Below are 26,242 nucleotides of genomic sequence, written 5' to 3'. Positions count from 1 at the left end.
TAAATAGGACGGGGCGGCCGACGCGGCCGCCCCGTCGCTGATTCTGAAGGAACCTGCCGTAGCGAGAACGCCACTTCCCCGCAAACCAGTAACCAACCCTACGCAAAATCCACCTGCAGTTCCTGGCATCTTCCACTCAGAAAAAAACCGGCAATGCGGCTCATTTGCCGCATCAAACCCGGAATCAAAAATAGTGCTGGACATTTCTCCCCCGTTCGGTTAGGGTACCCTCGACCCAAACCGGAGAGGAAAAGATGCACTCGGCACACGAGAAAACACCGCGCTTTTGCGGCGAACCTGTCACCGCACGCCAGCTCGAACTGATCAGGGGTGTCGTCAACGACTGCCCCGGAATCTCACGGACCGAGCTCGCGGGCACGGTTTGTGAACTTCTCGACTGGCGCCGTCCGAGCGGCAGGCTGAAGACGGCAGAGTGCCGCGCCTTCCTCGAAGGGCTGGACGGCACCCTGTTCCGACTGCCGCCTACACGCCCGGGGCGTCCCCGCGGTTCGCGCACCTCCACCTGCGCGTCGGAAACGGGCGATTCCGTCCTGTCCGGACCGTTGCACGCATTCGGCCCGCTCGAGATCGTTCCGGTCGCGGGGAAGAAAGAGCAGGCGCTCTGGCGCTCACTGGTGGAGCGGCATCACTACCTGGGGCACAAGGTCCCGTTCGGCGCCCATATAAGGTACTTCGTGAGGCTGCACGCCCCGTCCCCGGTGATAGTCGGGTGCCTGCAGTTCTCGAGTCCCGCCTGGCGCATGGAGGCGCGCGACCGCCACATAGGGTGGGACGACGCGGCGCGCGGGGAGAATCTGCAGCGGGTGGTGTGCAACAGCAGGTTCCTGGTGCTCCCCACTGTGCAGGTGAAAAACCTCGCCAGTGCCGCCCTTTCGCTGGCGCTGCGCCGCCTTGCCGCCGACTGGGAGGAGCGTTTCGGGGTGCGCCCGCTGCTCGCCGAGACACTCGTCGACGGCAGCAGGTACGCCGGCACGTGCTACAAGGCGGCAAACTGGATCGAGGTGGGGTGCACCACGGGACGCGGCAGGAACGACCGGGACCACGCCCGTCACGGGGAGAGCCCGAAGAAGGTATTTTTATTTCCGCTGGTGAAGGGAGCGGTACCGCTGTTGAGGCAGGCGAAGGGGCAAGCGCCCCTGCCGGAACGGCACACGGATGGCGCGAGACCATCCGAGGCAGCGCCCACCAGGAAGCGGTGTGAGCATGGGAGGAGCGACATGGTGAAAAAGATAGCGCGCAGGCTCTGTGCGACGGCGGTGATGGCCACCCTTTTCGGGTGCGGTGCAAGCGTGGACTCGCTGGTGCACCAGTCCACCAGCCTTCACCCGCAGCAGGTGAGGCGCTCCCAGTCCGGCGCCACGCCCGTGCCGACGCAGATACCGCTTTACACCTACCAGGTGGTCAAGAGCTGGCCCCACTACCACTGGAGCTTCACCGAGGGACTCACCTTTCAGGACGGCGTGCTCCTCGAAAGTTCCGGGCTGTACGAGAGATCGGCGATCATGAAGGTCTGGCCCGGTTCCGGACAGGTGCTGAGCAGCGAGGGGGTTCCGAGGGATTACTTCGCCGAGGGGATCACTGTCTTGCACGACAGGCTCTACATGGTCACCCTTTCCGGCGACGGGATCATATACGACCACAAGACGCTGCACCGAAAAGGGGAATTCTCCGTTGACGGTGAAGGTTGGGGTCTAACCAACGACGGCAAGCACCTCATCATGAGTGATGGCAGCAACCGCATCAAGTTCATCAACCCGGAAACCTTCCAGACCGAGCGGAGCGTGGAGGTTTCCTGCAACGGGACCCCGCTCAGAAACCTGAACGCGCTGCAGTACGTGAAGGGGGAGATCTACGCCAACATCTGGAAGACCGATTACATCGTGCGCATCAATCCGGCGAACGGTGCCGTGGTGGGGTGGGTGAACCTGAAGGGGCTCTTGCCGTTGAACGAGCGCAGCCGCGACCCCGATCACGTGCTGAACGGGATCGCCTACGACGAGAAGAGCGACCGTCTGGTGGTGACCGGCAAGATGTGGCCCAGCTATTTCGAGATCCGGCTTGAGCAGGTGGCCCGCGCCGAATCCTGAGGTCTGCTAACGACTGGGCATGGTACGAAAAAAGGCGCGAAGGCAAGGGCACCAGGTTGACCCTTGCGGCTTCGCGCCTTTTCGTTTGTCGGCTTTCTTTCCTACTTAGCCCCCAGCTTCCTGAAGGACTCCATAACCTTCTGCAGGTCCGCCGAGGGCTTCCCTACCGTGATTAAGCCAAGCGGACGCTCGATCTTCTTCGTCTCGACCACGGCGGTCTCGGTCGGGTTCACGAACCCGCGCCCCAGCCCGCCGATGCCGGAAGGATCGGCGGCGACGCGGTCGTTCACCTGCTTCACGAAGTCCACCGCCTTAGCCTTGTCGACGTACTCGGCATTCCCCATGACCACCTGCTTGATCAGACCGCGGGTGGCGCTCGCCTTCGCATCGGTATAGACGGTGATCGGGAGATCCTTCCCTCCCACCTCCTTCCAGTTGACGATCTTCCCGGTATGAATGTCCCTGATCTGCTCCCAGGTGAGCCGCTTGACCGGGTTTAAGGGGTGCACCACGAACACCACCTCTGATTTCGCCAGTATGTCCATCTGCAGGCCGTCCGTCGGCTTCGACAGGCCGGCGGATTTCCCCGCGCCGATGGTGGCGTCGAGGGAGGCGGAGGCCATGGCAGCATCGCACTTGCCGTCGAGGAGATCTACCATCCCCTTGCCGGCGTTGCTCTTGTCCACGACGAGCTTCACCCCGGTCTCCTTCTCGACGGCGTCCTTGTTCGGGGCGACAAGATCGGTGACCACGCTGGCCGCGCCGCAGAGCTTCACCTGCGGGGGGGCGGCGGCGGGCTTCGTGTCGAACTTGCGGTGGCACAGTTCGCAGTCGTTAAAGGCCCGGGTGCCGTTGTGGCAGGCAAAGCAGGCGACCGGCTTCTCGTGGTCGTCCATGGTGATGAGGGCCTTCTTGGCGGTGCTGAAAAGGGCGCCGTGGCAGTCGTTGCAGAGCATCCCCTTGGAGGCGTGCAGCCTGCCGTCGAAGATCACCTTCCCCTGCCCTGCCCCGCCGTAAAGAAGCGCCTTGTCGTGGGTCGCGCAGGCGACGCCGGCGGTGAGCGCCAGCGCGAGCGCGCAAATCGTTGCAATTGTCTTTCGCATCGGTCGTCTCCGGATGGTCCGCCCGGCGCTGGCGTCGACCGCAGCGGGCGGGTCGCATCGTTAAAGATCCCCCTCCCGCGCGGGAGGGGGTGCATGGTGAGGGCTAGGCCAGGATGTCGCGGCTCACCTTCTTGACGTCCGCGGTGCCGGTAAGGGTCATGGCGACGACCAGCTCGTCCTGCATCTTCTTGAGGATGGCGGCAACCCCTTCCGCCCCGCCGCCGACCGAGCCGCGTACCAGCGGACGCCCGACGAGAACGGCGTCGGCGCCGAGGGCGAGCATCTTCAGTACGTCGGCGCCGTAACGGATGCCGCCGTCGACGAAGATGGTCATCTTCCCCTTCACCTTGTCCGCGATGGCGGGAAGCACCTGGGCGGTACCCGGGGTGTGGTCGAGGACGCGACCGCCGTGGTTTGAGACGACGATGCCGGCGGCACCCACCTTGTAGGCAGCAACGGCCTCCTCAGGGGTCATCACCCCCTTGACGACGAAGGGAAGCTTCGTGGAGCGCGCGATCTCCCGCAACTGCTCCAGGGTCTTAGGCTCTACGGTCTGCCCCGGCAGGGCACGCGCGGCGCGGCCGGCGGAGTCGATGTCGATGGCGAAGAAGGGGGCGCCGGTCGCTTCGATCAGCCTGATGCGCTGGATGATGTCGGCCTGGCTGCGCGGTTTGATCTGGGCCACCGCCCTCCCCTTGTACTTGGCGACCGTCTTCAGCCTGGTCTCGTAGGTGGCAAGCGGGTCGCCTATGCCGTCGGCCGCGAAACCGATGGTGCCCGCGAGCACGCAGCCGCCGATGATCCCTTCGGCGTACTCGTCCTCACCCACCTTGCCGCCGAGCCCCATGTTGTAGGTGACCCCGCCGGTGATGCCGGAGAGGATCGGCATGGAGAGCTTCGCGCCGAAGATGGTGACCGAGGTGTCGGGCTTTTTCACGTCGTGGAAGGTGCGCATCTTCAGGTCGTACTTGGCGAGCGCCTGGAGGTTGTTCCTGAAGGCGCGGCCAGAATCGAGCCCCCCCATGCCCGGGACCTCGCCGGAACAGGCGACGCCGTCGCACTCGGGACAGACGCGGCAGCGCGGGTACATCTTCTCGCGCGCCACCTTGAGCACGTCGGCGACCTTCTTGGTCCCGCCCCCTGCCGCGGTGGCGGTTGCAGCCTTGGCCGCGGTCTTCGCCTCTTCAGCGGCGCGTGCCTCGCCGCGCCCTACCGCCTGCACCGCCAGCACGCTGGCACCGACCACTGCTGCGGTCTTGATAAAGTCGCGACGGGTTACGTTCCCGCCTTCCATTTCCTCGCATTCGATGGACATAACGGCCTCCTGTGGTTGTGATTCTCATGCGTTACGGATTCTTGTGATCTGCATGATAAGCAAGGAGAGGCGGCGGGACATCCACGACGCCGTGAATGACACAAAAAGAGGGGTGAATGGCACAAAGCGCCGTTCAATGGCACGAGAAGGAGGGGGGCAAAGGCAGGGAGAGGCTCAGGACTAGCGGTTCAGCAGGAGTCTCTCCTTGAGATCCTTCGCATGGTACCGGCTTACCAGCACCTGGCTGCGCACCGCGTCGTTCATCACCAGTTTGCAGCTGCCGCTGAACCAGGGAATGATCTCGATGATGCAGTTGAGGTTCACCAGGGCGTTTCGGTGCACCCGCGTGAAGGAATACGGGGCGAGGAGTTCCTCGAGGGCGCTCAGCGTGCTTTTGGAGCTGTAGACCGCGTCGCGGGTGTGCACCTGCGCCTCTCCCTCCTCGGCGGTTATGAAGATCACCGATTCGGGTGCTATGGGGATCTGCTTGCCGCGCTTTTGCACCAGGATGCGCTTGATCCCCTGCGTTTCCTGCGTGGTCGCACGCCGCTCCGGCCCCGCCAGCGCCTGGAGCGCCTTCTGCACCGTCTTCGCCACCCGCTCCAGGGTGAAGGGTTTCAGGATGTAGTCGAAGGCATCGACGCTGAAGGCATCCACGGCGAACTGCTGGAAGGCGGTGGCGAATACGACGAGCGGGGGATCGGGGAGCTCGGCGATCACCTCTGCGAGCTCGATGCCGTTCAGCCCTGGAAGCTGGATGTCGAGGAAGACCAGCCGGGGGTGTTTCTCGCGGATCTCCTTCAGCGCCTGGGACGGGTTCGCGGCCTCGCCCGCCACAACCACCTCGGGGACCTGTTCCAAGAGAAAACGGAGTTCGCGGCGCGCGGGCGCCTCGTCGTCGATGATGAGAACGGAAATGCTCATGGGGTTACCGGTACCAGGAAGGAGACAGTGGTCCCCTCTCCCGCCTTGCTGTCGATATTGAGGGCGCTCTCCTTGCCGTACAAGGCGGAGAGGCGGCTGTTCACATTGCGCAGGGCAAGGCCCAGCCCCGTCCCGGAATGGCTCCCCGCGCTGTCGGAAAGGAGGGTGCGGATGCGGTCGCGGGGGATCCCGACGCCGTTGTCGTGCACCGAGATGGCGACGTGCCCCGCCCCTCTGCGGGCGCGGACCTGCACCACGCCCCCCTCCTCGCGCGCGGAGATGCCGTGGCGCACGCTGTTTTCCACGAGCGGCTGCAGGATGAGCGGCGGCAGATGGCAGGAAAGGGCGGCCTCGTCGATGTCGTAGACGATGGAGAGACGCTCCTCGAAGCGCGCCTTCTCTATGGCGACGTACGCCTCGCAATGCTCGAGTTCCACGGAAAGCGGCACCTGCACTGCGCCGGGGCTTATGTTGCGCCGGAAAAAGTCCGCCAGCTTCACCAGGAGGAAGGAGGCCTGCTGCGGATCGGTACGGGTGTGACTGATGATGGTCGAGATGGCGTTGAACAGGAAATGCGGGTTGATCTGCGCCTGCAGCGCCTTGATCTCGGCGTCCGAGGCGAGCTTGCGCTGCAGCTCGATCTCTCCAAGTTCGAGCTGGTTCGAGAAGAGCAGGGCGAGGCCATTGGCAAGCTCCTCGTCCAGCCTGCCGATGCCGTTCTCCTTCTGGCGGTAGAGCTCCATCACCGCCACCGGCTTCTCCCATTTCTTGAGCGGGACCGCGATGACGGAACCGAGCCGGCACCCGCCGCAGGAGCAACCGATCTCCCGCCTCGTTTTTGCGACCACTACGCTCCCGGTCTCGAAGGCGCGAGCTGCGGCGGCCGAGAGCGGGCGCATTCCAGCCGCGTGCCGCTCCGCCTCGAGCCCCTCGTGCGCCAGGGTCTCCTGCATCGTCGAGAGGGACACCGCATCGATGCCGGTCATCTCCTTTATGATGTGCACCGTCTGCGCCGCGTTCAAGCTGTCCAGGCCACTGCGCAGGTGAGGAAGGGTCTTGAAGGCGATGCCGAGCGTGGTCTGCGCCTGCTGCGCCATGGCCCGCTGCTGCTCGCGCGCCTGAACGGCGATCAATTCTACGAGTACGGCTACGCCGAAGGCGTTTGCGAAGACACTGGGAAGGCCGATCGAGGAGATGATCCCGGCGGCGGCTTCGTGCGGACGGGCAAGGAGGAAGATCAGCCCCATCTTGATCATCTCCGCGATCATCCCCATGGCGAAGGCGACCAGCGCGTCGAAGGGCCTTCGCTGCAGGCGCGGATAGAGGACGCCCGCGAGGACGCCGGCAAGGGGGGTGGCGATGGCACAGGAAAGCGAGGTGACGCCCCCCAGGTCGTAGAAGAAGCGGTGCAGACCGGCGATGAGCCCGGCGACGAGCCCCACGAAGGGGCCGCCGAGGATGCTCGCGATCACCACCGGAACGGTGCGCAGGTTGGCGATGGCGCCGTGCATCTCGAAGCCGCACACCGTGGCGAAGATCGCCATGGCGCCGAAGCAGACCGCGACGAGGAGTCGCTCCCGGCGCTCACCGCGCGCAAGGGTCCCCGCCAGAAGCCCGCGGAACAGCTCGAATCTTATCATGAGGAAAAAGAGCACGGCCAGGATCCCCAGCCGCTCGAAGAGATCCAGAGCGAGCGTTACCACTTCCTTCATTTACTTCCCCCGCGGCAGGTTTGACGCAAACGGCGCTCACCATAGCACAGAAGCGGCCGCGAGCAAATAGCCTGCGAGGATGGTTTAAAATGGTCTGGCCGGACGTGAGGCGGCCGGGCACGTACTGCAGGCGTCTGCAGGATCGGGCGCGGCGCTGTTGCCCGCCGGTCCGGACCGCACCCGCAGGGTGACTCACGCCTCGCATCTTCCTTGCGCGGCCTGAGTCTTTCCGCGAGGCTGCGCTGGGCCGGCGTGAGCAACGCCTCGATCCTCGCGTGGGTTTTCGCCCTGGAAGCCAGGCGCTCCACCTCCAGCGCCGCGAGTTTCTGGGCCGCTCCCTGCAACGCCGCCTCGTTGAGGGGGACAGCCTCCTCGATACCGCGCAGCTGGTCACGCAGTTCGCGCTCCTTTTTCATGCGGGCATGGTCCAGCCCGCCTCGGGCGCGACTTCAACCTGATGGCGGCGCGCATGGAGAAGCTCGTGCTCGCCCACAAGCAGTTGGTCAGGGACGCGAAGTTCGAGGCGTGCACCTCGGACCGTCACGTGCATTGGAGTGCGACGCGTAGGATCACGGTGCACGGCAACCGCGATTTTCTAAGCCGGGCCCTGGAGAACGTGGTGAGAAACGCGGTGAAATACACCGCGGAGGAAACGGCGGTGGAGATAATTCTGGAGCGGGAGGAAGCGACTGCGCTGCTTCGGGTGAGCGACCGCGGCCCCGGCGTCCCCGAGGAGCAGCTTGCCGACATCTTCCGCCCCTTCTACCGCGTGGCCGAAGCGCGCGACCGAAAGAGTGGCGGCACCGGCATCGGGCTCGCCATCGCGGAGAAGACGGTCACGCTGCACGGCGGGAGCATCGCCGCCAGAAACCTGCCGCGAGGGGGGCTGGAAGTGGAGATCAGGCTCCCCCAGTGTTAGCTGTCCACGGGCGGTAGAGACTGCCGGCACGTTGCCTGCTGCCCTGGTAAAAGAGGGTTGGGCGGGAGGAGCGCAAAAGCGGGTAGTTTGATATAGGGATTGACTGAGTTGCTGTTTTACGGTAAAAGGTTACCTCTGCAAAAGCCGTCCGGCTGCTAAGTACAGCAAAGCATGGGCATCTTGATAGAATTGGGCCGGAGTAACTCAGTTGGTAGAGTAGCTGATTCGTAATCAGCAAGTCGGCGGTTCGAGTCCGCTCTTCGGCTCCATACAAAAAGGGGGGTTACGGCGCAAGCTGTAGCCCCTTTGCTTTTGGTTGCCGCCTTCGGCTTTCGCGGAGCCACAAAAATTGAAAGGCCCGCCGTTATGGCGGGCCTCACTTTTCTGCTTGATGGGTACCCTTTTCAAGGGTGTTGCCGGCGTTATGAACACCGGGAGGTTACAGCTTCAAGTTGTGAGATTCCTCTGCGGTGGAGTTTCTTTGATGCTGATTACCTCCTTTGTCCGAGATTCCTCTTTACTCTTGTCTTCTTTACTCTTGGCTAGCTAGCTGAGTCAAACATAACACCGCCGGGACAAAAGAAACAGTCTATTGAAATTTTTTTTTTACAGGTATACTGCTCAAGTTGCCCAGTCGGCCACCCTCCCCAGCGCTGCAACCCCTCCCTTGTGACAACACCACGACCTACTGATAGAGAGCCAACGCCTGTTGTCCGCGGCTGAGAGCACCCGGGCCGGAACTGGTGACTTGGACGCCACCCTTAATACGCATAGCCTGGTACTTCGTTACACCATCCCTCTCCTTCAAGAACGCCACCGACGTACCGCTCTTCACGTTCCAGTCGATGGTCATCGTGTCCAGATAGGTATCGCCGCGGTAATGGTTCATCGTGTAGCGCACGACGTCACCGCTTTTGTTTGCATGCACCTTGAAGGTCTCGCCGTTTTCGCTGAACATGAAGTCCTTCTCGCCGGCGGCAATCGGGTTTTGTCCACTCCAGAATTCAATGGTGTTGAAAAGCACGAAGTCAATCAGTGCAGCAACGCCATACACGGGTATGAGGACGAAGACCCAGGTGACAAAGCTGCGCAGGAACTTGTCGTTTACCTGACCGTTGATCTGATACACCTTCTTGGTGAGCACCATTCTGCCGTAGCACCCCTGCAAGGACACCATCCCCATAACCATGGCGAGTATCGCCGCTGTAACTCTTTTCATACGTGTTCCTCCCTTTCGGATTGGATAGTACCACCGGAAACCGAACGCTCCCCGGGAATACATAGTATCAGCCAGCCACGCTCGGATCATTGCCATCAACATTTCCGGGCGGGGCTATGGCTGCAAGTGCCACAATAGGAAAGAGGCCTGCTGTCAGTTAGCCAGGCCTCTTTTGTCATACTCGATCCCCTCTTTACAGGGGTCATTCCGACGCTTTCGGCATCGGAGCTCTTAAGGCTGTGTGTAAGTTAGAATCCTCTTCCGTGGAGTTTACCTCGATACCGATACCTCCTTTTCCGAGACATTCTGTTACAGCTAGCTAGCTGTAACACAATATATCACCAGCGAAAAATTTTAAAAGAGTCGTGTCCATTTTTTTACTACAAGGTGCACGCACCGCATGGTTGCCTCGCCCGCCAAACCCCGCTGGACTTCAAAGGGGCGGATGCTAAACTGCGTGGGGTGTCAGCCTGGACCAACGCTAGGACAGCGAAGAGCCTCACGGGGAGCGCAGCCGCGGGCCTTCGCTGCGGGAGGTACCGATGAAAACAACTGCGGTGTTGGGCATTTTGATCATCCTCATCCTTGGCGCCTTCGGCGTCTATTATTTCCTCGACACTTCGGGCCCGACCGTTGCACTCTCCCGCCAGCCGGGGCCGATCTCTTCGAAGGCGGACGTAGTCCTCAAGGTTCGCGACAGGTCCGGGCTCAAGTCCTTGAGCGTCACCATTGTGCAGGGCCAGAAGAGTTTCCCGATCCTCTCCAGGGAGTATCCGTCCGGCGTGAAGGACGCCTCGGAGACCTTCCGGCTCGTCGCACAGCCTGGGCTCAAGGAAGGGGCGGTCAAGCTGCTGATCCGCGCCGTCGACCGCTCGATATTCCGTTTCGGATCAGGAAACAGCTCTGAGGAGACCATCGACTTCGACTACCAGAACAAGCCCCCTGCAGTGACCGTGCTGAGCACGGCGCACAACGTATCGCGCGGCGGCTCCGGACTCGTGGTGTACACGGTGAACCGAGAGGTGGTGAAGACCGGCATCGTCTTCGCGGACCGCTTTTTCCCCGGCTACCGCCAGCCCGGCGGTTTCTACGCCTGCCTCTTCGCTTTCCCGAGCGATCTGCCGCAGGAGCGCTTCATCCCGAAGGTGCTCGCCGTCGACCGGGCGGGGAACGAGCGCCTGACCGGGATCTATTTCCACGTCCTCGAGAAGTCCTTCCCAAGGGACCGCATCGAGCTCACCGACTCCTTCCTGGAGAAGGTCTCCTCGGAGTTCAAGGACCGGTTCCCCAAGGCGGCCAACCCGCTCGAGCTGTTCCTCAAGGTGAACAGCGAGGTGAGAAGTGCCGACCGCAAGACGCTGTACCAGACCGGGCTCAAGACCTCGCCGACCCCTCTTTGGAGCGGCGACTTCATGCGCCTGCCCAATTCGGCCCCGCGCGGGACCTTCAGCCAGTTCCGCAGCTACTTCTACAAGGGCGCACAGGTGGACCAGCAGTATCACCTGGGGATCGACCTCGCCTCCCTGGCACATGCGAAGGTTCCCGCCGCGAACAGCGGGCGCGTGGTGTGGGCGGACGATCTCGGCATCTACGGGCAGTGCGTGATCATCGATCACGGCATGGGCCTGCAGACCCTCTACGGGCATCTAAGTCGGATCGGCGTGAAGGAAGGGGATCAGGTGAAGAAGGGGGACATCATCGGGGATACCGGCGACACCGGGCTTGCCGGCGGCGACCACCTCCATTTCGGCGTCGTGGTCTCCGGCCAGGAGGTGAACCCGATCGAATGGTGGGATCCTTCCTGGATCAAGAACAACGTGACCGACAAGCTGGCCGACGCGAAAGAGGCGAGCGCGGTCAAGTAGCGGCGTCGCAAGTGTGCGCAGGAGGTGGGAGATGCGGCAGTTGGTACTTATTCGACACGGCGAGAGCGTCTGGAACAAGGAAAACCTTTTCACCGGCTGGACCGACGTGAACCTCTCGGAAAAGGGCGAGGAGGAGAGCCGCCGTGCCGGGCGACTCCTGAGGGAGAAGGGGTTCGTCTTCGATGTCGCCTTCACCTCGGTCCTAAAACGCGCGGTGCGGACGTTGTGGCTCATCCTGGATGAGATGGATCTGGTATGGATTCCGGAGCGGAAGGACTGGCGCCTGAACGAGCGGCACTACGGCGCGCTGCAGGGGCTGAACAAGGCGCAGACGGCGGAGAAGTACGGCGAGGAGCAGGTGAAGCTTTGGCGCCGAAGCTACCACGTGCGCCCACCGGCGCTCCCCGAAGGGGATGAGCGCTACCCCGGGCGCGACCCGCGCTACAGCACGCTCGCGAAGCACCTGATCCCGAACACGGAGTGCCTGCAGGACACCGTCGAGCGGGTGCTCCCCTTCTGGCAGCAGGAAATCGCACCGGCGCTCAGGGAAGGGCGGCGCGTCCTGGTGGTCGCCCACGGCAACAGCCTGCGCGGACTGATCAAGTACCTGGACCGGGTCTCGGACTCGGACATCGTAAATCTGGAAATCGCCACCGGCACGCCGCTCGTGTACGAGCTGGACGACGACCTCAAGCCGGTGCGCCACTACTACGCGAGCGACTCGGGCAAGCTCTCCTAGCGGAGCATTTCCACCTGCCCCGCGCCGTCGTCGGTCGGCTGGTCCTGCGCCGGGGGCTCACCCTGCGACGGCGCGCTTTCCGGCGGGGCCGGTTGGCCCGGCGCCCCGAGCTGCCCGCTTTGTGCAGGTTGGCCACCCTCTTTCGGATGCATCGGGGGCATCCCCTCCCCGCCATGTTTCGTGCAGTAAACGGTCGGTTCGGTCCCCGCGATGAAATCCTCTTCCTTCGTGGTCGGGCACTCCGGCGTGGCCAGTTGCGCGGTGGTCGGGTCGATGGAGACCGTGATCACCCCTTCAGGCCTCGCGAAGTCGGCAGCCGGTTTACCCGCCGTCGCCACGCGCATGAACTTCTCCCAGATCGGGGCGGAAACCACCCCGCCCGTGAAGCCCCTTCCTCCCGGCTTCGGCTTGTCGTACCCCACCCAGACCCCGGTGATCAGCTGCGGGGTGTACCCCACGAACCATGCATCTCGGTAGTCGTCGGTGGTGCCGGTCTTGCCGGCGGCAGGACGCTGACGGCTGAAGTTCTTGAGCCCCTTGGCGGTGCCGTAGGTCAGCACGTCCTTCATCATCTCCGTGGTCACGTAAGCCGTCGCCGGCGAGAGCACCGGGGCGCTCCGCGTCGGGTTGTCGGTCCAGCTCTTGCGGTTTCTGTCGAACACCTTGACGATGGTGCGCCCCTCGGTCCGGATGCCGCCGTTGGCAAGGGGCGAATACGCCGAGACGAGATCATCCAGGGTCACCTCGTCGGTACCGAGCGCCAGGGAGAGGTCGTTCGGCGAACGCAGGGAAAGCCCCATGCGACCCGCAAAGGTGACGAAGTTGTTCACCCCGACCGATTCGAGGAGCTTCACGGTGATCACGTTGTTGGAATGGGCGAGCGCCGCCCGCAGCGGCATCTCCCCGAAACTCTTCTTCTCGTAGTTGTGCGGACGCCACACCTGGCCGTTCCCCTTGTTGTAGGAAACCGGGGTGTCGTTCATGAGGCTTGCCGGGGTGTACCCCTGGTCGAGCGCCGCCGCGAAGATGAGCGGCTTGATCGCGGAGCCGGGCTGCCGCTTGGCGGCGAAGGCACGGTTGAAGCCCCCCTTCGCGTTGTCCACCCCGCCGACCGCGGCCAGGATGTCCCCGGTCTTCAGGTCCATGCAGATGAGTGCACCCTGCAGCTTCGGGTTTACCTTCTTCACGCCGTCGCGCAGCGTCTGCTCCGCCTGCTTTTGCAGGTTCACGTCGAGGGCGGCGATGACGTCCAGCCCCCCCTGTTCCACCACGTGCGCTCCGTACCGCTCGACGAGCTGACGGCGCACGATCTCGAGATAGGCCTGCGCCTGTCCCGGCTTGATCACCGTTGCCGGATGCGCCTCGATGGCCCGTTTCTGCTGCGGGGTGATCATCTTGACGGCGACCATGCGGGATAGGACTGTGCTGCGACGCGCGCTCACCTTCGCCAGGTCGCCCAGCGGGTTGTAGCGTCCCGGGTTCTTCGGCACCCCGGCAAGAAGCGAGCATTCCGCCTCGGTCAGTTCCTCCGGGTTCTTGTCGAAGTACTGCCGCGCCGCCTGCGCGATTCCCCAGGCGCCGTTGCCGAAGTAGATCTCGTTGAAGTACATCTCGAGGATCTGGTCCTTGGTGTACTTCTTCTCGAAGTCCATGGCGAGCTGGACTTCCTTCACTTTCCTGTCGATCGACTTTTCCCCGGTCAGGAACTTGTTCTTGATCAGCTGCTGCGTGATGGTGGAGCCGCCTTCGGCGAGCCTCCCCTTCACCACGTCCTTCACCAGGGCGCGGGCAATACCGCGCACGTCGATGCCGCCATGCTCGTAGAAGCGGGCGTCCTCGGTGGCGACCAGCGCCTTGCGCAAAAAGAGCGGGATGCGGTCGATGGAGACCCAGTAGCGCTGTGTGGGGAGGATGCGCCCGACGTAACGATTTTGCACGTCGAAGACCCGGATGGAACTGTAGCCGGTGGGGAGTTCCGGGTAGGTCGCGATGGAGGCGTGCGCGGAGACTGCAAAGGAAAGCGCAAGGAGAAGGAGAACGGGAGAGAAGAGCTTCTTGATTGCTGCGTGCCGACGGGAAAGCAAGGTTGCTACTCCTTTTAAGGAGGTGGACGCCGATGTTGTTCTTATGGTTTCCCCATGGCAGGGGAAGATGATATGGCAACAGCGCTGGGCGAATGATTATTCGCCCCTACCAGTCTGAGTTGCTCGACTAGCTGATTCGTAATCAGCAAGGGGTGCCGTAGGGGCGAATAATCATTCGCCCGTTTTAGCCGTCCGCCGGCTCGCCCCCACCATCCGGCTCACCTGAGCTCGTCCAGATACCGCGTCACCTGCGCCGCGAGTTCCGGTGCATCCAGCAGCACCGAGAGCTCCCGGTTTTTTGTGAGCGCCGCGTGGGAGAGGTTGTGGCTTCCGATCAGGACGAAGCGGTCGTCGATTACCACCGCCTTCGCATGGGTGGTCCTCCTGCCGCGCGGGAAGAGAACCTGCACCCCCTTGCGCGTCAGGTACCCGGCGACGGCGCGGTTCTCACGCGCCACCTCGTCGTCCCCTTCGAGGATCACCTTCACCTCCACCCCTCGCCTTTTCGCATCGGCGAGGTCAGCGGCGATGAGCGCCGGGGCGTTCCCCTTGCGATCGGTGGCCTTGAAAAGGTAAAAGGCGCAGATGATGCGCCTCTTCGCCCCGCGTATCTTTTCCCTGAGAGTCCCCTGGTAGGAGGCATCGGCGAGGACGGTCGCCTCGGCCGGAGCGCAGAGGGCGGGTGCGGGATGCCCGTTCCAAAGAAGGACGGAAAAGACCAGCACCGCGCCCCTGCCCAGGGCCTTTCTCAACTGAAGATGTCCATGACCTTGGAGAAGAAGTTCTTGCCCATCGGATTGACGTCCTCGCCGCTGATCCGAGCCAGTTCCTCAAGGAGGTCACGCTGCTGCCTGTTCAGGTTCGTGGGGGTCTCCACCTTGGCGATCACCATGTGGTCGCCGCGCCCGTAACCCTGCAGCGCCGGCACCCCTTTTCCGCGCATCCTGAAGATGGCGCCGGACTGGGTCCCTTCCGGGATCTTCATATTGACCCTGCCGTCCAGGGTCGGCACCTCGATCTCGCAGCCGAGGGCCGCCTGGGTGAAGCTGATGGGAATCTCGCAGATAACGTCGTTGTCCTCGCGTCTGAAGATCGGGTGCTCGCGCACGCTGAGTGCGACGTAGAGGTCGCCGTTGGCGCCTCCCTTGGTCCCCTGCCCCCCTTCGCCTGTGAGCTTCAGGCGGATGCCGGTCTCCACACCTGCGGGGACCTTCACCGAGATGGTCTTCTTGTCACGCACGGTCCCCGCGCCGCGGCAGCTCGAGCAGGGATGCTCGACCACGCGCCCCTCGCCGTTGCAGTGCGAGCAGGTTTTGGAAACGCTGAAAAAGCCCTGCTGGAAGCGCATCTGCCCGGCACCCTGGCAGGTGGGGCAGGTCTTCGGCTGGGTCCCCGGCTTGGCACCGGAGCCGCCGCACGCCTCGCAGCGCTTCGCGTAGGGGATGTCGATCTTCTTCTCGGCCCCGAAGGCCGCCTCCTCGAAGGTGACCTCCAGGTTGTACTGCAGGTCGTCGCCGCGCTTGCCGCGCGAGGCCTTCTGGCGTCCGCCGAACACCTCTCCGAAGATGTCCCCGAAGATGTCGCCGAAGGGGGAATTGCCGAACCCGTTGAAGCCGGAGTTGAAGCCGTTGCCACCCACCCCGGCATGGCCGAACTGGTCGTAACGGGCGCGTTTCTCCGCATCGGAGAGCACCTCGTAGGCCTCCGAGACCTCCTTGAACTTGTCCTCGGCGCTCTTGTCGCCTGGGTTCTTGTCCGGGTGGTATTTGATGGCCAGACGCCGGTACGCCTTCTTGATCTCGGTCTCGGAGGCGTTTTTGTTCACCTCGAGCAGTTCGTAGTAATCCTGTTTTTCACCGTTAGCCAAGCTAGTCCCTCGTAACACAAAGAGCAGCGTCCCCCATCCGGAAGACGCTGCCCGTTGCGCGGTTGTTATTTAACAAGGTGCCATCTTCTATCAAAGCGGCACCGGTTTGCAACCATTTCTTACTTCTTGTCGTCCTTCACTTCCTCGAAGTCGGCGTCGACCACCTTCTCGCCTTTGGCGGCGCCAGCCTCCGGCTCGGCGTGGGCTTCGCCACCCTCGGCACCGGCGGACTGGGTCTTGGCGTAAACCGCCTCGGCAAGCTTGTGCGAGGCCTGCATGAGGCTGTCGCTCGCCTTCTTGATCTCGTCGAGATCGGTCCCCTCGAGCGCCTTCTTGAGGCCTGCGATCCCTTCCTCGATCTTCTGCTTCTCGGCGGCGTCGATCTTGTCGCCGAACTCATTGAGGGATTTCTCGGTGGAGTAGACCAGGTTGTCCCCCTGGTTCTTCGCCTCGATCAGCTCGCGCTTTTTCTTGTCCTCGGCGGCATGCGCCTCGGCCTCGCGCACCATCTTCTCGACCTCCTCTTTGGAGAGGCCGGAGGAAGCGGTGATGCGGATGGACTGCTCCTTGCCGGTGCCGAGGTCCTTAGCGGAGACGTGGACGATGCCGTTCGCGTCAATGTCGAAGGTAACCTCGATCTGGGGCACGCCGCGCGGAGCGGACGGGATCCCGGAGAGCTCGAAGTTCCCGAGGGTCTTGTTGTCGGAAGACATCTCGCGCTCGCCCTGCAGGACGTGAATGGAAACCGCCGGCTGGTTGTCCGCCGCGGTGGAGAAGACCTGGCTCTTTCTGCACGGGATGGTGGAGTTCTTGTCGATCAGCTTCGTCATCACGCCGCCCAGGGTCTCGATGCCGAGGGAGAGCGGGGTGACGTCGAGCAGGAGCACGTCCTTCACGTCACCGCGCAGCACGCCGCCCTGGATGGCGGCGCCGATGGCGACCACCTCGTCCGGGTTGACGCCGCGGTTGGGAACCTTGCCGAAGATGTCCTGGACCTTCTTCTGCACGATCGGCATGCGGGTCATGCCGCCCACGAGGATGACCTCGTCGATGTCGGACGGCGAGAGACCGGCGTCCTTCAGCGCGGTGCGGCAGGGACCTTCGAGCTTGTTGATCAGCTCGGCGCAGATCGCCTCAAGCTTCGCACGGGTGAGCTTCATGGTCAGGTGTTTCGGACCGGAAGCGTCGGCGGTGATGAAGGGGAGGTTGATGTCGGTCTCAAGCGAGGTGGAGAGTTCGCACTTCGCCTTCTCACCCGCCTCTTTCAGCCTCTGCAGCGCCATCTTGTCGCCACGGAGGTCGATCCCCTGATCCTTCTTGAACTCGTCTGCGATGTGGTCGATGATCTTCTGGTCGAAGTCCTCGCCGCCGAGGAAGGTGTCACCGTTGGTGGACTTCACCTCGAAGACCCCTTCGCCGAGTTCCAGGATGGAGATATCGAAGGTACCGCCGCCCAGGTCGAATACGGCGATCTTCTCGTCCTTCTTCTTGTCGAGGCCGTAGGCAAGCGCCGCGGCGGTCGGCTCGTTGATGATGCGCAGGACGTTCAGGCCCGCGATCTTGCCGGCGTCCTTGGTGGCCTGACGCTGGGAGTCGTCGAAGTAAGCGGGGACGGTGATGACGGCGTCGGTGACGGTCTCGCCCAGGTAGTCCTCCGCGGTCTTCTTCATCTTCATGAGCACCATGGCGGAGATTTCCGGCGGCGAGTACTTCTGGCCGCGCACCTCAACCCAGGCATCCGCGTTGTCCGCTTTGACGATCTTGAACGGGGAGATGCCGATATCCTTCTTCACCGCTTCGGTATCGAACTTGCGCCCGATCAGGCGCTTGATGGCGTAAAGGGTGTTCTCGGGGTTGGTGACCGCCTGGCGCTTGGCCTGCTGGCCCACCAGCCGCTCGCCGCTTTCAGCGAAGGCGATCATGGACGGGGTGGTGCGGCTACCCTCTGCGTTCGCTATGACAACCGGCTCCCCACCTTCCATCACTGCCACGCAGGAGTTGGTGGTCCCGAGGTCGATTCCTATTACTCTACTCATGTGTTTGCCTCCTCATATGGTAACTGTCACTCAGCAAGCTAGTAATGCCCCCTTTAAAAAACAAGGGGACCGGTAAAAAAAAGTTCCGGGCCTGAATCCGGGCCCGTCCCGACCTTAAGCCTTTACGGCTACGGTGACCATCGCCGGGCGGAGCAGACGGTCGTTGATCATGTAACCCTTCTGGAACACGTTCACGATGGTGTTCGGCTCCTGGTCCGGGGCGGGGACCTGGGTCATCGCCTGGTGGTACTGCGAATCGAAGGGGGTGCCCTGCGGCGTTTCGATCGGGGTCACGCCGAACTTCTTCAGGGTGGAAAGGAGCATGGTGAGCGTGAGCCTAACCCCCTCGATGATGGGGTCCTCTTCGCTCGCGTGGTCGATGGCGCGCTCCAGGTTGTCCAGAGCCGGGAGCACCTCGAGTACGATCTGCTCGTTGCCGTACTTGAGGATCTCCTCCTTCTCCTTCTGCACCCTCTTCCGGTAGTTTTCAAGATCGGCCCGCTCACGCAGGTACCTGTCCCAGTTCGCCGCGGACTCGAGTCCCTTGGCGGCGAGCGCCTCTTCCAGTTCCTTGATACGATCCGCGTCGGAAAGCGGCTGCGTCAGTTCCACATTTTCCTCGGAATGGGCTTCCGCCTTCTTATCGTGCTGGTGCGCATCGTGTTTTTTCTTGTCCATCCCTGTAATCTCTCCTTTTCTCCCGCTACTCGCCTTCGAGCATGCGGCTAATCAGCTTTGCGGTGTAGTCCACGATCGGGATCACGCGTCCGTACCCCATACGGGTCGGTCCGATGACCCCCAAAACGCCCACCGTGTCCTTACCGGTAAGGTAGGTCGAAGTAACGAGGCTCATCCCTTCCATCTTCAAAAGCGGCGACTCCGCCCCGATGAAGATCTGCACCCCCTCGGCCAGCATCGAGCGGTCCAGGAGGTCGAGGAGCGTACTCTTCTTCTCGAAGGCGCGGAAGATCTCGCGCATCTTGGCCGCATCGGCGAATTCGGGCTGTTCGAGGATGTTCGCCTGACCTTCGAGAAAGATCTCCGCGCTATCGGTCCTGATGGTCTGCTCGGAAAGCGCGAGCGCCTTCTTCATCAGCGAGTCGTACTGCACCTTCTCGCTCTGCAGCTCGGCCAAAAGCCGCTCACGCACCTGCCCGATGGTGAGCCCCTGCAGCATCCCGTTCAGGTAGTTGGCCATCCGGACCAGGTCTTCCTGGGCGATCTCCTCGTCGATCTCCAGGAGCCGGTTCTGCACCGTCCCGTTCTGAGAGACCAGGATGGCCAGGATACGGTGGCTCGAGAGCTTCACGAATTCCATCTGGTGGAAGACGTTGGCGGCCATGCGGGGCGCGATCACCACCCCCATGTAGCTCGAGGTACTGGAGAGAAGACGGCTCGCCTCCTTGAGCACCTCGGCCGGGTCCTTTCCGGCCATCCGGCAGCGCCTGCGGATCTCGTCGCGCTTGCCGGCGGTCAGGTTCTGCCTCGCCTCGAGGATCGAGTTGACGTAGAGGCGGTAGGCCTTGTCCGTGGGGATGCGACCGGCCGAGGTGTGCGGCGAAGTCAAAAGCCCCATCTCCTCGAGATCGGACATGACGTTGCGCACCGTGGCCGGCGAAAGGGCGAGCGCGTGGCTGCGGGTGATGGTCCTGCTACCCACCGGCTCGGCCGTTTGTATATAGTCCTCGATGACTGCCTCGAGGATGCGTTTGCCGCGATCGGAAAGTTGTTCTTCCATGGCTTGTCCCTCAAAAGCGATTAGCACTCAAAAACTCAGAGTGCTAACGCGCTTCAAGTTAGCAACGCCCCTAAGGTTTGTCAAGGGTTCTCTAGCTGGGAAAAAGGGGATTTAGAGAAAGCGGGAGAAGATGCTGTTGGCTATGATCACGCTGCTGTCGGCGAGCCTTATGGTGTCGCCTTCGGCGACGAGAAGGCCATCGCGCAAAAGCTCGTCCACCTGCGCCAGGCGGGGCGCCAGCAGCTCGTCATCGAAGGCAGCCTTGAGCGGGGCGAGGTCAAGACCGGTCAGGACGCGCAAGCCCAGAAAGAAGCTCTCAGCCACTGCGTCGTCCGGCGTGAGCTCAAGCCGGTCGCGCTCAGGGAGCACCGAAGCGGAGACTTCGTCCCGGTAGGAAGCAGCATCGGCCGCGTTACTCCAGCGTCGGCCGATCCCGTCGGTGTTCCAGAAGGAGTGGGCCCCGCTGCCGAAACCCAGGTAGCTTTGACGGCTCCAGTAGGAGAGGTTGTGGCGGGAAAAGCGTCCGGGACGGGCGAAGTTGGAGATCTCGTAGTGCAGGTAGCCGCCGTTTTGCAGCATCTCCGAGGTTGTCTCGAACATGCGCGCTGCCTCCTCCTCGCCGGGAAGAACGAGCGTCCCCTCGTCGTAGAGGCGCTCGAACGGAGTCCCCTCCTCCACCGAGAGGGCGTAAGCGGAGATGTGCTCGGGTGCGAGTTCGATGGCACGGCGGAGCGCGGCGCGCCACTCTTCAAGCGTCTGTCCGGGGAGGGAGTGCATGAGGTCGATGCTCAGGTTGTCGAAACCGGCACGACGCGCCTCGTCAAAAACGGAGACGGCCTCCTTGAGCGTGTGCACCCTGCCGAGCATTTGCAGCAGGCGCTCGTCGAAGGACTGTACCCCCAGGGAGAGCCGGTTCACCCCCGCAGCGCGATACCCCGCAAGCCGCTCCGGGGTGACCGTACCCGGGTTCGCCTCCAGGGTGACCTCGGCGTCGGCTGCAAGACCGAAGCGCCGGGCCGCCGCATCGATTGCTCGTCCGACCTGCTCCGGCGCCATGAGGGAGGGCGTGCCACCGCCGAAGTAGAGGGTCGGGGCCTCTACCGCTTCCGGGAGCGCCGCATGACGCAGCTCCATCTCGCGCAGCAGAAGCTCCACGTAGCGCTCCGCATCCTCGCCGGTTCCGGCAGCGGAATTGAAGTCGCAGTAGAGGCATTTTTTCAGGCAGAAGGGGAAATGTACATACAGACCTGCTCGCATGCTTGGGTGCTCCTTGATACACCAGCTAACTTTCTAGCAGAAGTGCCTTCTCCTTGTCACGTAAAAGCACCGCAACCCTACGATACTGCTTGAAATACTTTAATGCTCGGATTACACTCCGCTTCGCCCGGGTCGCAGCCGCCCAAGTTGCTCCTCCCCCCGGAGGGGGGAGGCTGGGTAGGGGGGAAGCATGACGCTGCGCGCCCCCTACCTAACCCTCCCCCTCCGGGGGCGAGGACTAAGTAAGACCAGCATGACAGGAGGAAACTCATATGGATAAAAGCATCAAAGCCGCTGCGGTGCAGTTCAATATCGCGCTTGGGGATATCGAAACCAACGTCGCCTATGCGACTGAGAAGCTGCGCCAGTTGGCCCGGGAAGGGGTGGAGCTCGCCGTTCTGCCGGAGATGTGGAGCTGCGGCTTCGCCTACCGGGAGCTGAACAACCTGGCGCAACGCACCCCGGAGGTGCTCGAAAAGATACAGGCCCTCAGCGCGGAACTTTCCATGGTTATCGTCGGGAGCCTCCCGGAGCCGCACGGCGATAAGGTCTTCAACACCTCTTATATAATGGACCGCGGCAGACTTGCCGGGAGCTACCGTAAGATGCACCTCTTCGGCATGATGGGCGAGGACCGCCACCTGGACCGCGGCGACTCCGCCTGCCTCGTGGATACCAGCGTAGGCAAGATCGGCGCCATGATCTGCTACGACCTCCGTTTCCCGGAACTCGCCCGCCGCCTCGCGGTGGACGGAGCCGAGATCATCGTGGTACCGGGCGAATGGCCCAAGCCGCGCGAGGAGCACTGGCGCACGCTGATCCGAGCCCGCGCCATCGAGAACCAGCTCTTCCTCGTCGCCGCCAACACCTGCGGCTTGGTCGGCAAGCTCGACTTCTTCGGCTCCTCCCTCTTGATCGGACCGAAGGGTGAAATCCTCGCCGAGGGAGGTTACGAAAACTGCGAACCGACCGCGATTCTTGACCCGGCCGAGGTGACGGCCTGGCGTCAGAGCATCAACTGCTTCCAGGACAGACGGCCGGAGTGCTACTAAAGCGCGACTCCATCCGACAAAACGGCTCGTATAGGCGAGACGACATCTACCGACGGACACGGCCGCCACTTCGGCGGCCAAATTCATCGAACCTATCACTTCGTTCATCGAACCTATCACTTCGTGCAGCGAAACGTCACTTCGCGCAGCGAACCTTCACTTCGTTCAGCGAAACGTCACTTTGCGCAGCGAACCTTCACTTCGTTCAACAAAACTTCAATTCACGCACCAAACCTTCCACTTCGTGCGTCGAACCGAACCGGACACTCAAGTTTCCAAACCTCAATTCCGCCCTCCGGACCTATACCTTGCTGCAACGGATGACGAGCGGCAGCGAGGCTGCAACGCGGCTGACGGAGGGGAAACGCGTCTTGGCTAAGATGAATCGGTGACTTCAGGAGAAATAAGAGGTGTATAGCCCGGGGCGGGGCATGTCTTTCCTGTTGACTTCGCCGATGGTAAAGCATATTTTTTGCTGATTGATTTCAACCCAAACCGCGGAGGTTGCTACGTGGGCATGCTTGCTTCGACTGGCCTGGTCGTAAAACTGGTTCTTATGCTGTTGCTCTATTTCTCGGTCGTTTCCTGGGGCATCATCTTCTACAAGCTGCTTCAGGTGTACCGCGCCAACGGCGCCTCCGAGCGCTTCCTCGAATTCTTCTGGAAAGCCAAACGTTTCGACGCCATCAGCTCCCAGTTGGACCGCTTCGAGCATTCCCCTCTCACCGTCCTCTTCCAGGAAGGGTACGGCGAACTGAAAAGGCTGCAGGAAAAGGTAGAGGAAAAGGCCGATCCCAACATCGTCAGCACCGATCTGGGCGGGGTGGACAACATAGCCCGCGCCCTGCGCCGCGCCACCACCTCCGAGATCACCAGGCTGGAGAAGTACCTCACCTTCCTCGCCACCACCGGCGCCACCGCCCCGTTCGTCGGGCTCTTCGGCACCGTCTGGGGCATCATGACCGCATTCGAGCAGATCGGCAAAAGCGGCTCCGCATCGCTCGCCGTCGTCGCACCGGGTATCGCCGAAGCGCTCATCGCCACCGCGATCGGCCTCGTAGCCGCCATCCCGGCCGTCATGGGCTACAACCATTTCCAGCACAAGATCAAGGTGCTCATCTCCGAGATGGACAGTTTCTCCACCGAGTTCCTCAACATCGTGCAGCGCAACTTCGGGAGATAAACCATGGAGTTCGGCAACAGGGAAAACGGCGATCGCGGCACCATGTCGCAGATAAACGTCACCCCGCTGGTCGACGTCATGCTGGTGCTCCTGATCATCTTCATGGTCACCGCACCGATGATGCAGCAGGGGGTCCAGGTCAACCTCCCCAAGGCGGAGACGAAGTCTCTCGCGCCCAAGGAGGACACCCTGGTAGTCTCGATCGAACAGTCGGGAAAGACCTTCATCAACTCCTCGGAAATCTCCCCTGACCTTCTGAAGGAGAAACTCACCACCATGCTGGCCGGCAGGGAGAAACGCGAGGTTTTCCTCAAGGCCGACCGTGCCGTTCCCTACGGCGACGTGGTCAAGGTGATGGCCCAGATCAAGGGAGCCGGGGTTGAACGCCTCGGCATGGTGACGGAGTCCCCGCAGCGGCAATGATAAACGCGTTAAGGCGCAACTACCCGGGACCGGGGGGGATGTTCGCACTCTCCTTCATCTGCCACCTGGTCGTGTTCCTGGTCATCGCCTACTGGCACATCCGGCCCCAGTTCCATGAGGATGAAACCCCGGTCACGTACGTCGACATGGTTACCCTCCCGGTAGCCTCGCCGCAAAGCGGCACCCCTGCACCCTCCCAACAGGAGAGCAAGGCCCCTGCCGCGCCGGCTCCGGCCCCTCCCGCACCGGCCGCTCCGGCCATGGCTCTGCCGACCAAGCCCGCCGCAAAAGCACCAACGGCAAAAGCCAAGGCGGAACAGCAGAAGGAGGCGGCCGAGGCCAAGGCGTTCAACGAGCGCATGGCGAAGATGGAACAGCAGGCGGAAGACCGGCGTCAGACCGCAGCGCTCGACGCGCTGAAGAAAAAGGGGAGTGCCCGGACCGGGATGCCCGGCGGCAAAGGAACACAGGCAGGAAGTGACTATTCCTCGTACCTGCAGTCCCGCCTGAAAGACGCGCTAAAAGAGACCATGGCGATGCAGGCCAAGGCACCGCAGGTGATGGCGACCATCACCGTGTCGCCGGACGGATACATCGACTACCACGTGGAGAAACCATCAGGAGACCCGCTTTTCGACGACGCGGTACGGCGCGCCGTGACGCTCGCAGGAAAGACGCTGGTCCCACCACCGAACGGCGCCTATTTCAAGCGGGTGTTTCGTTTCAGGCCTGAAGGGGTCGGTATAAAATGAGAACATTTTTCCTTCTGTTTTTCCTCCTCTTGGCGCCCCGGCTCTTCGCCGCCGAGGGGTACATCGACGTAACGGCTCCGGTCTCCGGAAAGCTGAAGCTCTTCATCGCCCCGACCACCGTGCTCTCCGGTCAGGCCCCGGCCGAAACGGCGAAGGAGCTCCCGGAGCTCTTCGGCTTCGACCTTGCCATCGCCGGTCCCTTCGATATCAGCGCTGACGCGACAAGCCCGCTGATATTGAAAAGCTCCGTAGGCGTGCAGGGCGAAACGGCCACCATCGAGTGCCGCCTGGTGGACCAGGTGCTGAACCGTGAGGTGGCGGCCAAGCGCTACACCGGCAGGGTCAAGGACCTGCGCCGCATGGGGCATGCCTTCTCCGACGAGGTGTTGCGCGCTTTGACCGGCCAGAAGGGTCCCTTCACCGGCAAAATAGCCTATGTATCCAAGGTCTCCGGCAACAAAGAGATCTACATCATGGACTACGACGGGCACAACGCCCAGCGGCTCTCCAACAACGGCTCGATCAACCTCTACCCCGACTTCGCTCCTTCCGGCAAGGAGGTCATCTACACCTCATATAAGAAGGGGAACCCGGACCTCTACCGTCGCGAGCTCTTCACCGGCCTCGAGGCGCGCGTCTCGTTCCGCAGCGGCCTGAACGCCATGGGGGTCTTCTCTCCCGACGGCAACAGGATCGCCCTCGTACTCTCCAAGGACGGCAACTCCGAGATCTACGTCATTGCGCGAGACGGAAAGGAACTTTCCCGACTGACGAAAAACCACGCCATCGACGTTTCCCCGGCCTGGTCGCCCGACGGCTCAAAGATCGCCTTCGTCTCCGACCGCCTCGGCAAACCCCAGATCTTCGTGATGGACTCTGACGGCGGCAACGTAAGACGCCTCACCACGAGCGGCTCCTACAACGTGACGCCGCGCTGGTCGCCCAAGGGAGACCGCATCGTCTACGCCCGCAAGGAAGGCGCTTTCCAGATCTACGCCATCAATCCGGACGGGACCCAGGACACCCAGCTCACCAGCACCGGGAGCAACGAGCATCCTCGATTCTCCCCGGACGGCCGCTTCATCGTCTTCAGTTCCACCCGGGACGGCGGCGAGGGACTCTACCTGATGCGCGCCGACGGCAGCACTCAGACCAGGATCTCCCCCAACAAGGGACTAAACACCCACCCCACCTGGTCGGTGAACTGGTAGGATATGCTTCTTTCAATGTTCATTGATTAACCGGTAAAAGATGGGTATACTTCTGACGTTTTTTCCAGGGCACGAGGCGGGCGCCTACGGCCATATTCCATATGAGTAAAAGGAGTGGGGAATGCGCAATAAAATCACCGGATGCCTTGTTGTTCTCAGTTTAGGAGCGCTGGTAGCGGGAGGCTGCGCCAAGAAAGAGATCGTGAAGCCCGAGGAGCAGGCTCCGGCTGTTACGGCCCCCGCCCCAGAAGTGTCCAAACCGGCCCAGCCGCAGGCACAGCCGCAGGCCCCGGTCACCGAGCAGACCCCGGTACGCGAGCCGGTGGTGGCCCCGGAACCGACCAGGCAGACGACTGGTTCCACGGGCACCGACTTGCAGGGGCAGTTGCAGAAGGTCTACTTCAACTTCGACTCTTCGGACCTCTCCGAAGACTCCCGCAGCACCCTCTCGAAGAACGCGGAATACCTCAGCAAACAGCAGGGGATCAAGATCCGCATCGAAGGGAACTGCGACGAGCGCGGCTCCGACGACTACAACATGGCTCTGGGCGAGAGAAGGGCCAAGTCGGCGAAGGATTACCTCGTCAACCTCGGAATCGCCGCCGACCGGATCAGCACCATCAGCTACGGCGAGGAAAAGCCCGTAGACCAGGGCCACGACGAGGCGGCTTGGGCGAAGAACAGAAGGGACGAATTCGTCGTCGTCAAGTAACGCGTGCGCGCACCGACAAAAGG

22 protein-coding genes and 1 tRNA gene are annotated in these 26,242 nt (G+C 62.5%); 11 read left to right on the top strand and 12 right to left on the bottom strand.

Going from position 1 to position 26,242, the window contains the following annotated elements:
• Nucleotides 1-254 precede the first annotated feature (254 nt).
• On the top strand, nt 255-2,108 hold the full coding sequence (locus E4633_RS20540; RefSeq protein ID WP_198419394.1) for a glutaminyl-peptide cyclotransferase: 1,854 nt from the start codon (nt 255-257) through the stop codon (nt 2,106-2,108).
• A gap of 101 nt (nt 2,109-2,209) precedes the next feature.
• Here the strand turns inward: E4633_RS20540 and E4633_RS06890 are convergent, their stop codons facing one another.
• The 4 genes from E4633_RS06890 to E4633_RS06875 all read right to left on the bottom strand — a co-directional run bounded on the left by E4633_RS06890 (nt 2,210) and on the right by E4633_RS06875 (nt 7,162).
• Nucleotides 2,210-3,211, bottom strand: coding sequence for a substrate-binding domain-containing protein (locus tag E4633_RS06890; protein WP_135869473.1), 1,002 nt, complete (start codon nt 3,209-3,211; stop codon nt 2,210-2,212).
• A gap of 103 nt (nt 3,212-3,314) precedes the next feature.
• On the bottom strand, nt 3,315-4,526 hold the full coding sequence (locus E4633_RS06885; protein ID WP_198419393.1) for an alpha-hydroxy-acid oxidizing protein: 1,212 nt from the start codon (nt 4,524-4,526) through the stop codon (nt 3,315-3,317).
• A gap of 180 nt (nt 4,527-4,706) precedes the next feature.
• Nucleotides 4,707-5,450 (bottom strand): LytR/AlgR family response regulator transcription factor, encoded by a 744-nt coding sequence (locus E4633_RS06880; RefSeq protein WP_135869472.1) that lies wholly within the window; start codon nt 5,448-5,450, stop codon nt 4,707-4,709.
• On the bottom strand, nt 5,447-7,162 hold the full coding sequence (locus E4633_RS06875; protein ID WP_246037941.1) for a LytS/YhcK type 5TM receptor domain-containing protein: 1,716 nt from the start codon (nt 7,160-7,162) through the stop codon (nt 5,447-5,449). Before E4633_RS06875 ends, E4633_RS06880 begins: the two co-directional genes overlap by 4 nt.
• A 469-nt stretch (nt 7,163-7,631) precedes the next feature.
• Here E4633_RS06875 and E4633_RS06870 point away from each other — a divergent pair, with 469 nt between their 5' ends.
• Nucleotides 7,632-8,081 carry an ATP-binding protein gene (locus E4633_RS06870; RefSeq protein ID WP_162604947.1) on the top strand — a complete coding sequence of 150 codons (450 nt, stop codon included), beginning with the start codon at nt 7,632-7,634 and terminating at the stop codon, nt 8,079-8,081.
• A 193-nt stretch (nt 8,082-8,274) separates the two neighbouring features.
• Nucleotides 8,275-8,350 (top strand) — tRNA-Thr (locus E4633_RS06865).
• Nucleotides 8,351-8,766: 416 nt separating this feature from the next.
• Here the strand turns inward: E4633_RS06865 and E4633_RS06860 are convergent.
• Entirely contained in the window at nt 8,767-9,300 is a 534-nt protein-coding gene (locus tag E4633_RS06860) for a DUF3332 domain-containing protein (RefSeq protein ID WP_135869470.1), read from the bottom strand.
• A 542-nt stretch (nt 9,301-9,842) separates the two neighbouring features.
• Here E4633_RS06860 and E4633_RS06855 point away from each other — a divergent pair.
• Nucleotides 9,843-11,165 (top strand): M23 family metallopeptidase, encoded by a 1,323-nt coding sequence (locus E4633_RS06855; protein ID WP_135869469.1) that lies wholly within the window; start codon nt 9,843-9,845, stop codon nt 11,163-11,165.
• Between the two features lie 31 nt (nt 11,166-11,196).
• Nucleotides 11,197-11,904 carry a 2,3-diphosphoglycerate-dependent phosphoglycerate mutase gene (gene gpmA / locus E4633_RS06850; RefSeq protein ID WP_135869468.1) on the top strand — a complete coding sequence of 236 codons (708 nt, stop codon included), beginning with the start codon at nt 11,197-11,199 and terminating at the stop codon, nt 11,902-11,904.
• On the opposite strand, the gene E4633_RS06845 is transcribed toward gpmA, so the two are convergent.
• The 7 genes from E4633_RS06845 to hemW form a co-directional block, all read right to left on the bottom strand.
• Nucleotides 11,901-13,988: a penicillin-binding protein 1A gene (locus E4633_RS06845; RefSeq protein WP_135869467.1), complete on the bottom strand. Its 2,088-nt coding sequence runs from the start codon at nt 13,986-13,988 to the stop codon at nt 11,901-11,903. The genes gpmA and E4633_RS06845 overlap by 4 nt on opposite strands.
• 218 nt (nt 13,989-14,206) lie before the next feature.
• On the bottom strand, nt 14,207-14,740 hold the full coding sequence (locus E4633_RS06840) for a phospholipase D-like domain-containing protein (protein WP_135869466.1): 534 nt from the start codon (nt 14,738-14,740) through the stop codon (nt 14,207-14,209).
• Entirely contained in the window at nt 14,737-15,855 is a 1,119-nt protein-coding gene (gene dnaJ, locus E4633_RS06835; protein WP_135869465.1) for a molecular chaperone DnaJ, read from the bottom strand. The genes E4633_RS06840 and dnaJ overlap by 4 nt, the downstream gene beginning before the upstream one ends.
• A gap of 119 nt (nt 15,856-15,974) precedes the next feature.
• Nucleotides 15,975-17,891 (bottom strand): molecular chaperone DnaK, encoded by a 1,917-nt coding sequence (gene dnaK, locus E4633_RS06830; protein ID WP_135869464.1) that lies wholly within the window; start codon nt 17,889-17,891, stop codon nt 15,975-15,977.
• A gap of 114 nt (nt 17,892-18,005) precedes the next feature.
• Nucleotides 18,006-18,569 carry a nucleotide exchange factor GrpE gene (gene grpE / locus E4633_RS06825; protein WP_135869463.1) on the bottom strand — a complete coding sequence of 188 codons (564 nt, stop codon included), beginning with the start codon at nt 18,567-18,569 and terminating at the stop codon, nt 18,006-18,008.
• Between the two features lie 25 nt (nt 18,570-18,594).
• Complete coding sequence (hrcA, locus tag E4633_RS06820) at nt 18,595-19,629, bottom strand: heat-inducible transcriptional repressor HrcA (RefSeq protein WP_135869462.1); 1,035 nt, start codon at nt 19,627-19,629, stop codon at nt 18,595-18,597.
• A 111-nt stretch (nt 19,630-19,740) separates the two neighbouring features.
• Entirely contained in the window at nt 19,741-20,886 is a 1,146-nt protein-coding gene (hemW, locus tag E4633_RS06815; protein WP_135869461.1) for a radical SAM family heme chaperone HemW, read from the bottom strand.
• 272 nt (nt 20,887-21,158) lie between these two features.
• On the opposite strand from hemW, the gene E4633_RS06810 reads away from it, so the two are divergent.
• The 6 genes from E4633_RS06810 (at nt 21,159) to pal (ending at nt 26,219) form a co-directional block, all read left to right on the top strand.
• Nucleotides 21,159-21,938 (top strand): carbon-nitrogen family hydrolase, encoded by a 780-nt coding sequence (locus E4633_RS06810; RefSeq protein WP_135869460.1) that lies wholly within the window; start codon nt 21,159-21,161, stop codon nt 21,936-21,938.
• A gap of 511 nt (nt 21,939-22,449) precedes the next feature.
• Nucleotides 22,450-23,121 carry a protein TolQ gene (gene tolQ, locus E4633_RS06805; protein WP_129124575.1) on the top strand — a complete coding sequence of 224 codons (672 nt, stop codon included), beginning with the start codon at nt 22,450-22,452 and terminating at the stop codon, nt 23,119-23,121.
• 3 nt (nt 23,122-23,124) lie between these two features.
• A complete protein-coding gene (gene tolR / locus E4633_RS06800; protein ID WP_129124576.1) occupies nt 23,125-23,544 on the top strand; it encodes a protein TolR in 420 nt (139 codons plus the stop codon).
• A complete protein-coding gene (locus E4633_RS06795; protein WP_135869459.1) occupies nt 23,541-24,296 on the top strand; it encodes a TonB C-terminal domain-containing protein in 756 nt (251 codons plus the stop codon). The genes tolR and E4633_RS06795 overlap by 4 nt, the downstream gene beginning before the upstream one ends.
• Nucleotides 24,293-25,507 carry a Tol-Pal system beta propeller repeat protein TolB gene (tolB, locus tag E4633_RS06790; protein ID WP_135869458.1) on the top strand — a complete coding sequence of 405 codons (1,215 nt, stop codon included), beginning with the start codon at nt 24,293-24,295 and terminating at the stop codon, nt 25,505-25,507. The genes E4633_RS06795 and tolB overlap by 4 nt, the downstream gene beginning before the upstream one ends.
• Nucleotides 25,508-25,628: 121 nt before the next feature.
• Nucleotides 25,629-26,219, top strand: coding sequence for a peptidoglycan-associated lipoprotein Pal (gene pal / locus E4633_RS06785; RefSeq protein ID WP_135869457.1), 591 nt, complete (start codon nt 25,629-25,631; stop codon nt 26,217-26,219).
• Nucleotides 26,220-26,242 lie beyond the last annotated feature (23 nt).

The organism is Geomonas terrae (genome assembly GCF_004791675.1).
GTDB classification, from domain to species: domain Bacteria; phylum Desulfobacterota; class Desulfuromonadia; order Geobacterales; family Geobacteraceae; genus Geomonas; species Geomonas edaphica.
This window is presented reverse-complemented; position numbering and strand designations above follow the sequence as displayed.

Bases quoted from the DNA above. Each gene is read 5' to 3' on its own strand.
- E4633_RS06795 (WP_135869459.1), top strand. From the start codon at position 23,541: ATGATAAACGCGTTAAGGCGCAACTACCCGGGACCGGGGGGGATGTTC.
- gpmA (WP_135869468.1), top strand. From the start codon at position 11,197: ATGCGGCAGTTGGTACTTATTCGACACGGCGAGAGCGTCTGGAACAAG.
- E4633_RS06860 (WP_135869470.1), bottom strand. From the start codon at position 9,300: ATGAAAAGAGTTACAGCGGCGATACTCGCCATGGTTATGGGGATGGTG.
- E4633_RS20540 (WP_198419394.1), top strand. From the start codon at position 255: ATGCACTCGGCACACGAGAAAACACCGCGCTTTTGCGGCGAACCTGTC.
- E4633_RS06880 (WP_135869472.1), bottom strand. From the start codon at position 5,450: ATGAGCATTTCCGTTCTCATCATCGACGACGAGGCGCCCGCGCGCCGC.
- tolB (WP_135869458.1), top strand. From the start codon at position 24,293: ATGAGAACATTTTTCCTTCTGTTTTTCCTCCTCTTGGCGCCCCGGCTC.
- E4633_RS06885 (WP_198419393.1), bottom strand. From the start codon at position 4,526: ATGTCCATCGAATGCGAGGAAATGGAAGGCGGGAACGTAACCCGTCGC.
- E4633_RS06875 (WP_246037941.1), bottom strand. From the start codon at position 7,162: ATGAAGGAAGTGGTAACGCTCGCTCTGGATCTCTTCGAGCGGCTGGGG.
- E4633_RS06855 (WP_135869469.1), top strand. From the start codon at position 9,843: ATGAAAACAACTGCGGTGTTGGGCATTTTGATCATCCTCATCCTTGGC.
- hemW (WP_135869461.1), bottom strand. From the start codon at position 20,886: ATGCGAGCAGGTCTGTATGTACATTTCCCCTTCTGCCTGAAAAAATGC.
- pal (WP_135869457.1), top strand. From the start codon at position 25,629: ATGCGCAATAAAATCACCGGATGCCTTGTTGTTCTCAGTTTAGGAGCG.
- E4633_RS06810 (WP_135869460.1), top strand. From the start codon at position 21,159: ATGGATAAAAGCATCAAAGCCGCTGCGGTGCAGTTCAATATCGCGCTT.
- grpE (WP_135869463.1), bottom strand. From the start codon at position 18,569: ATGGACAAGAAAAAACACGATGCGCACCAGCACGATAAGAAGGCGGAA.
- E4633_RS06870 (WP_162604947.1), top strand. From the start codon at position 7,632: ATGGAGAAGCTCGTGCTCGCCCACAAGCAGTTGGTCAGGGACGCGAAG.
- tolR (WP_129124576.1), top strand. From the start codon at position 23,125: ATGGAGTTCGGCAACAGGGAAAACGGCGATCGCGGCACCATGTCGCAG.
- E4633_RS06890 (WP_135869473.1), bottom strand. From the start codon at position 3,211: ATGCGAAAGACAATTGCAACGATTTGCGCGCTCGCGCTGGCGCTCACC.
- hrcA (WP_135869462.1), bottom strand. From the start codon at position 19,629: ATGGAAGAACAACTTTCCGATCGCGGCAAACGCATCCTCGAGGCAGTC.
- dnaK (WP_135869464.1), bottom strand. From the start codon at position 17,891: ATGAGTAGAGTAATAGGAATCGACCTCGGGACCACCAACTCCTGCGTG.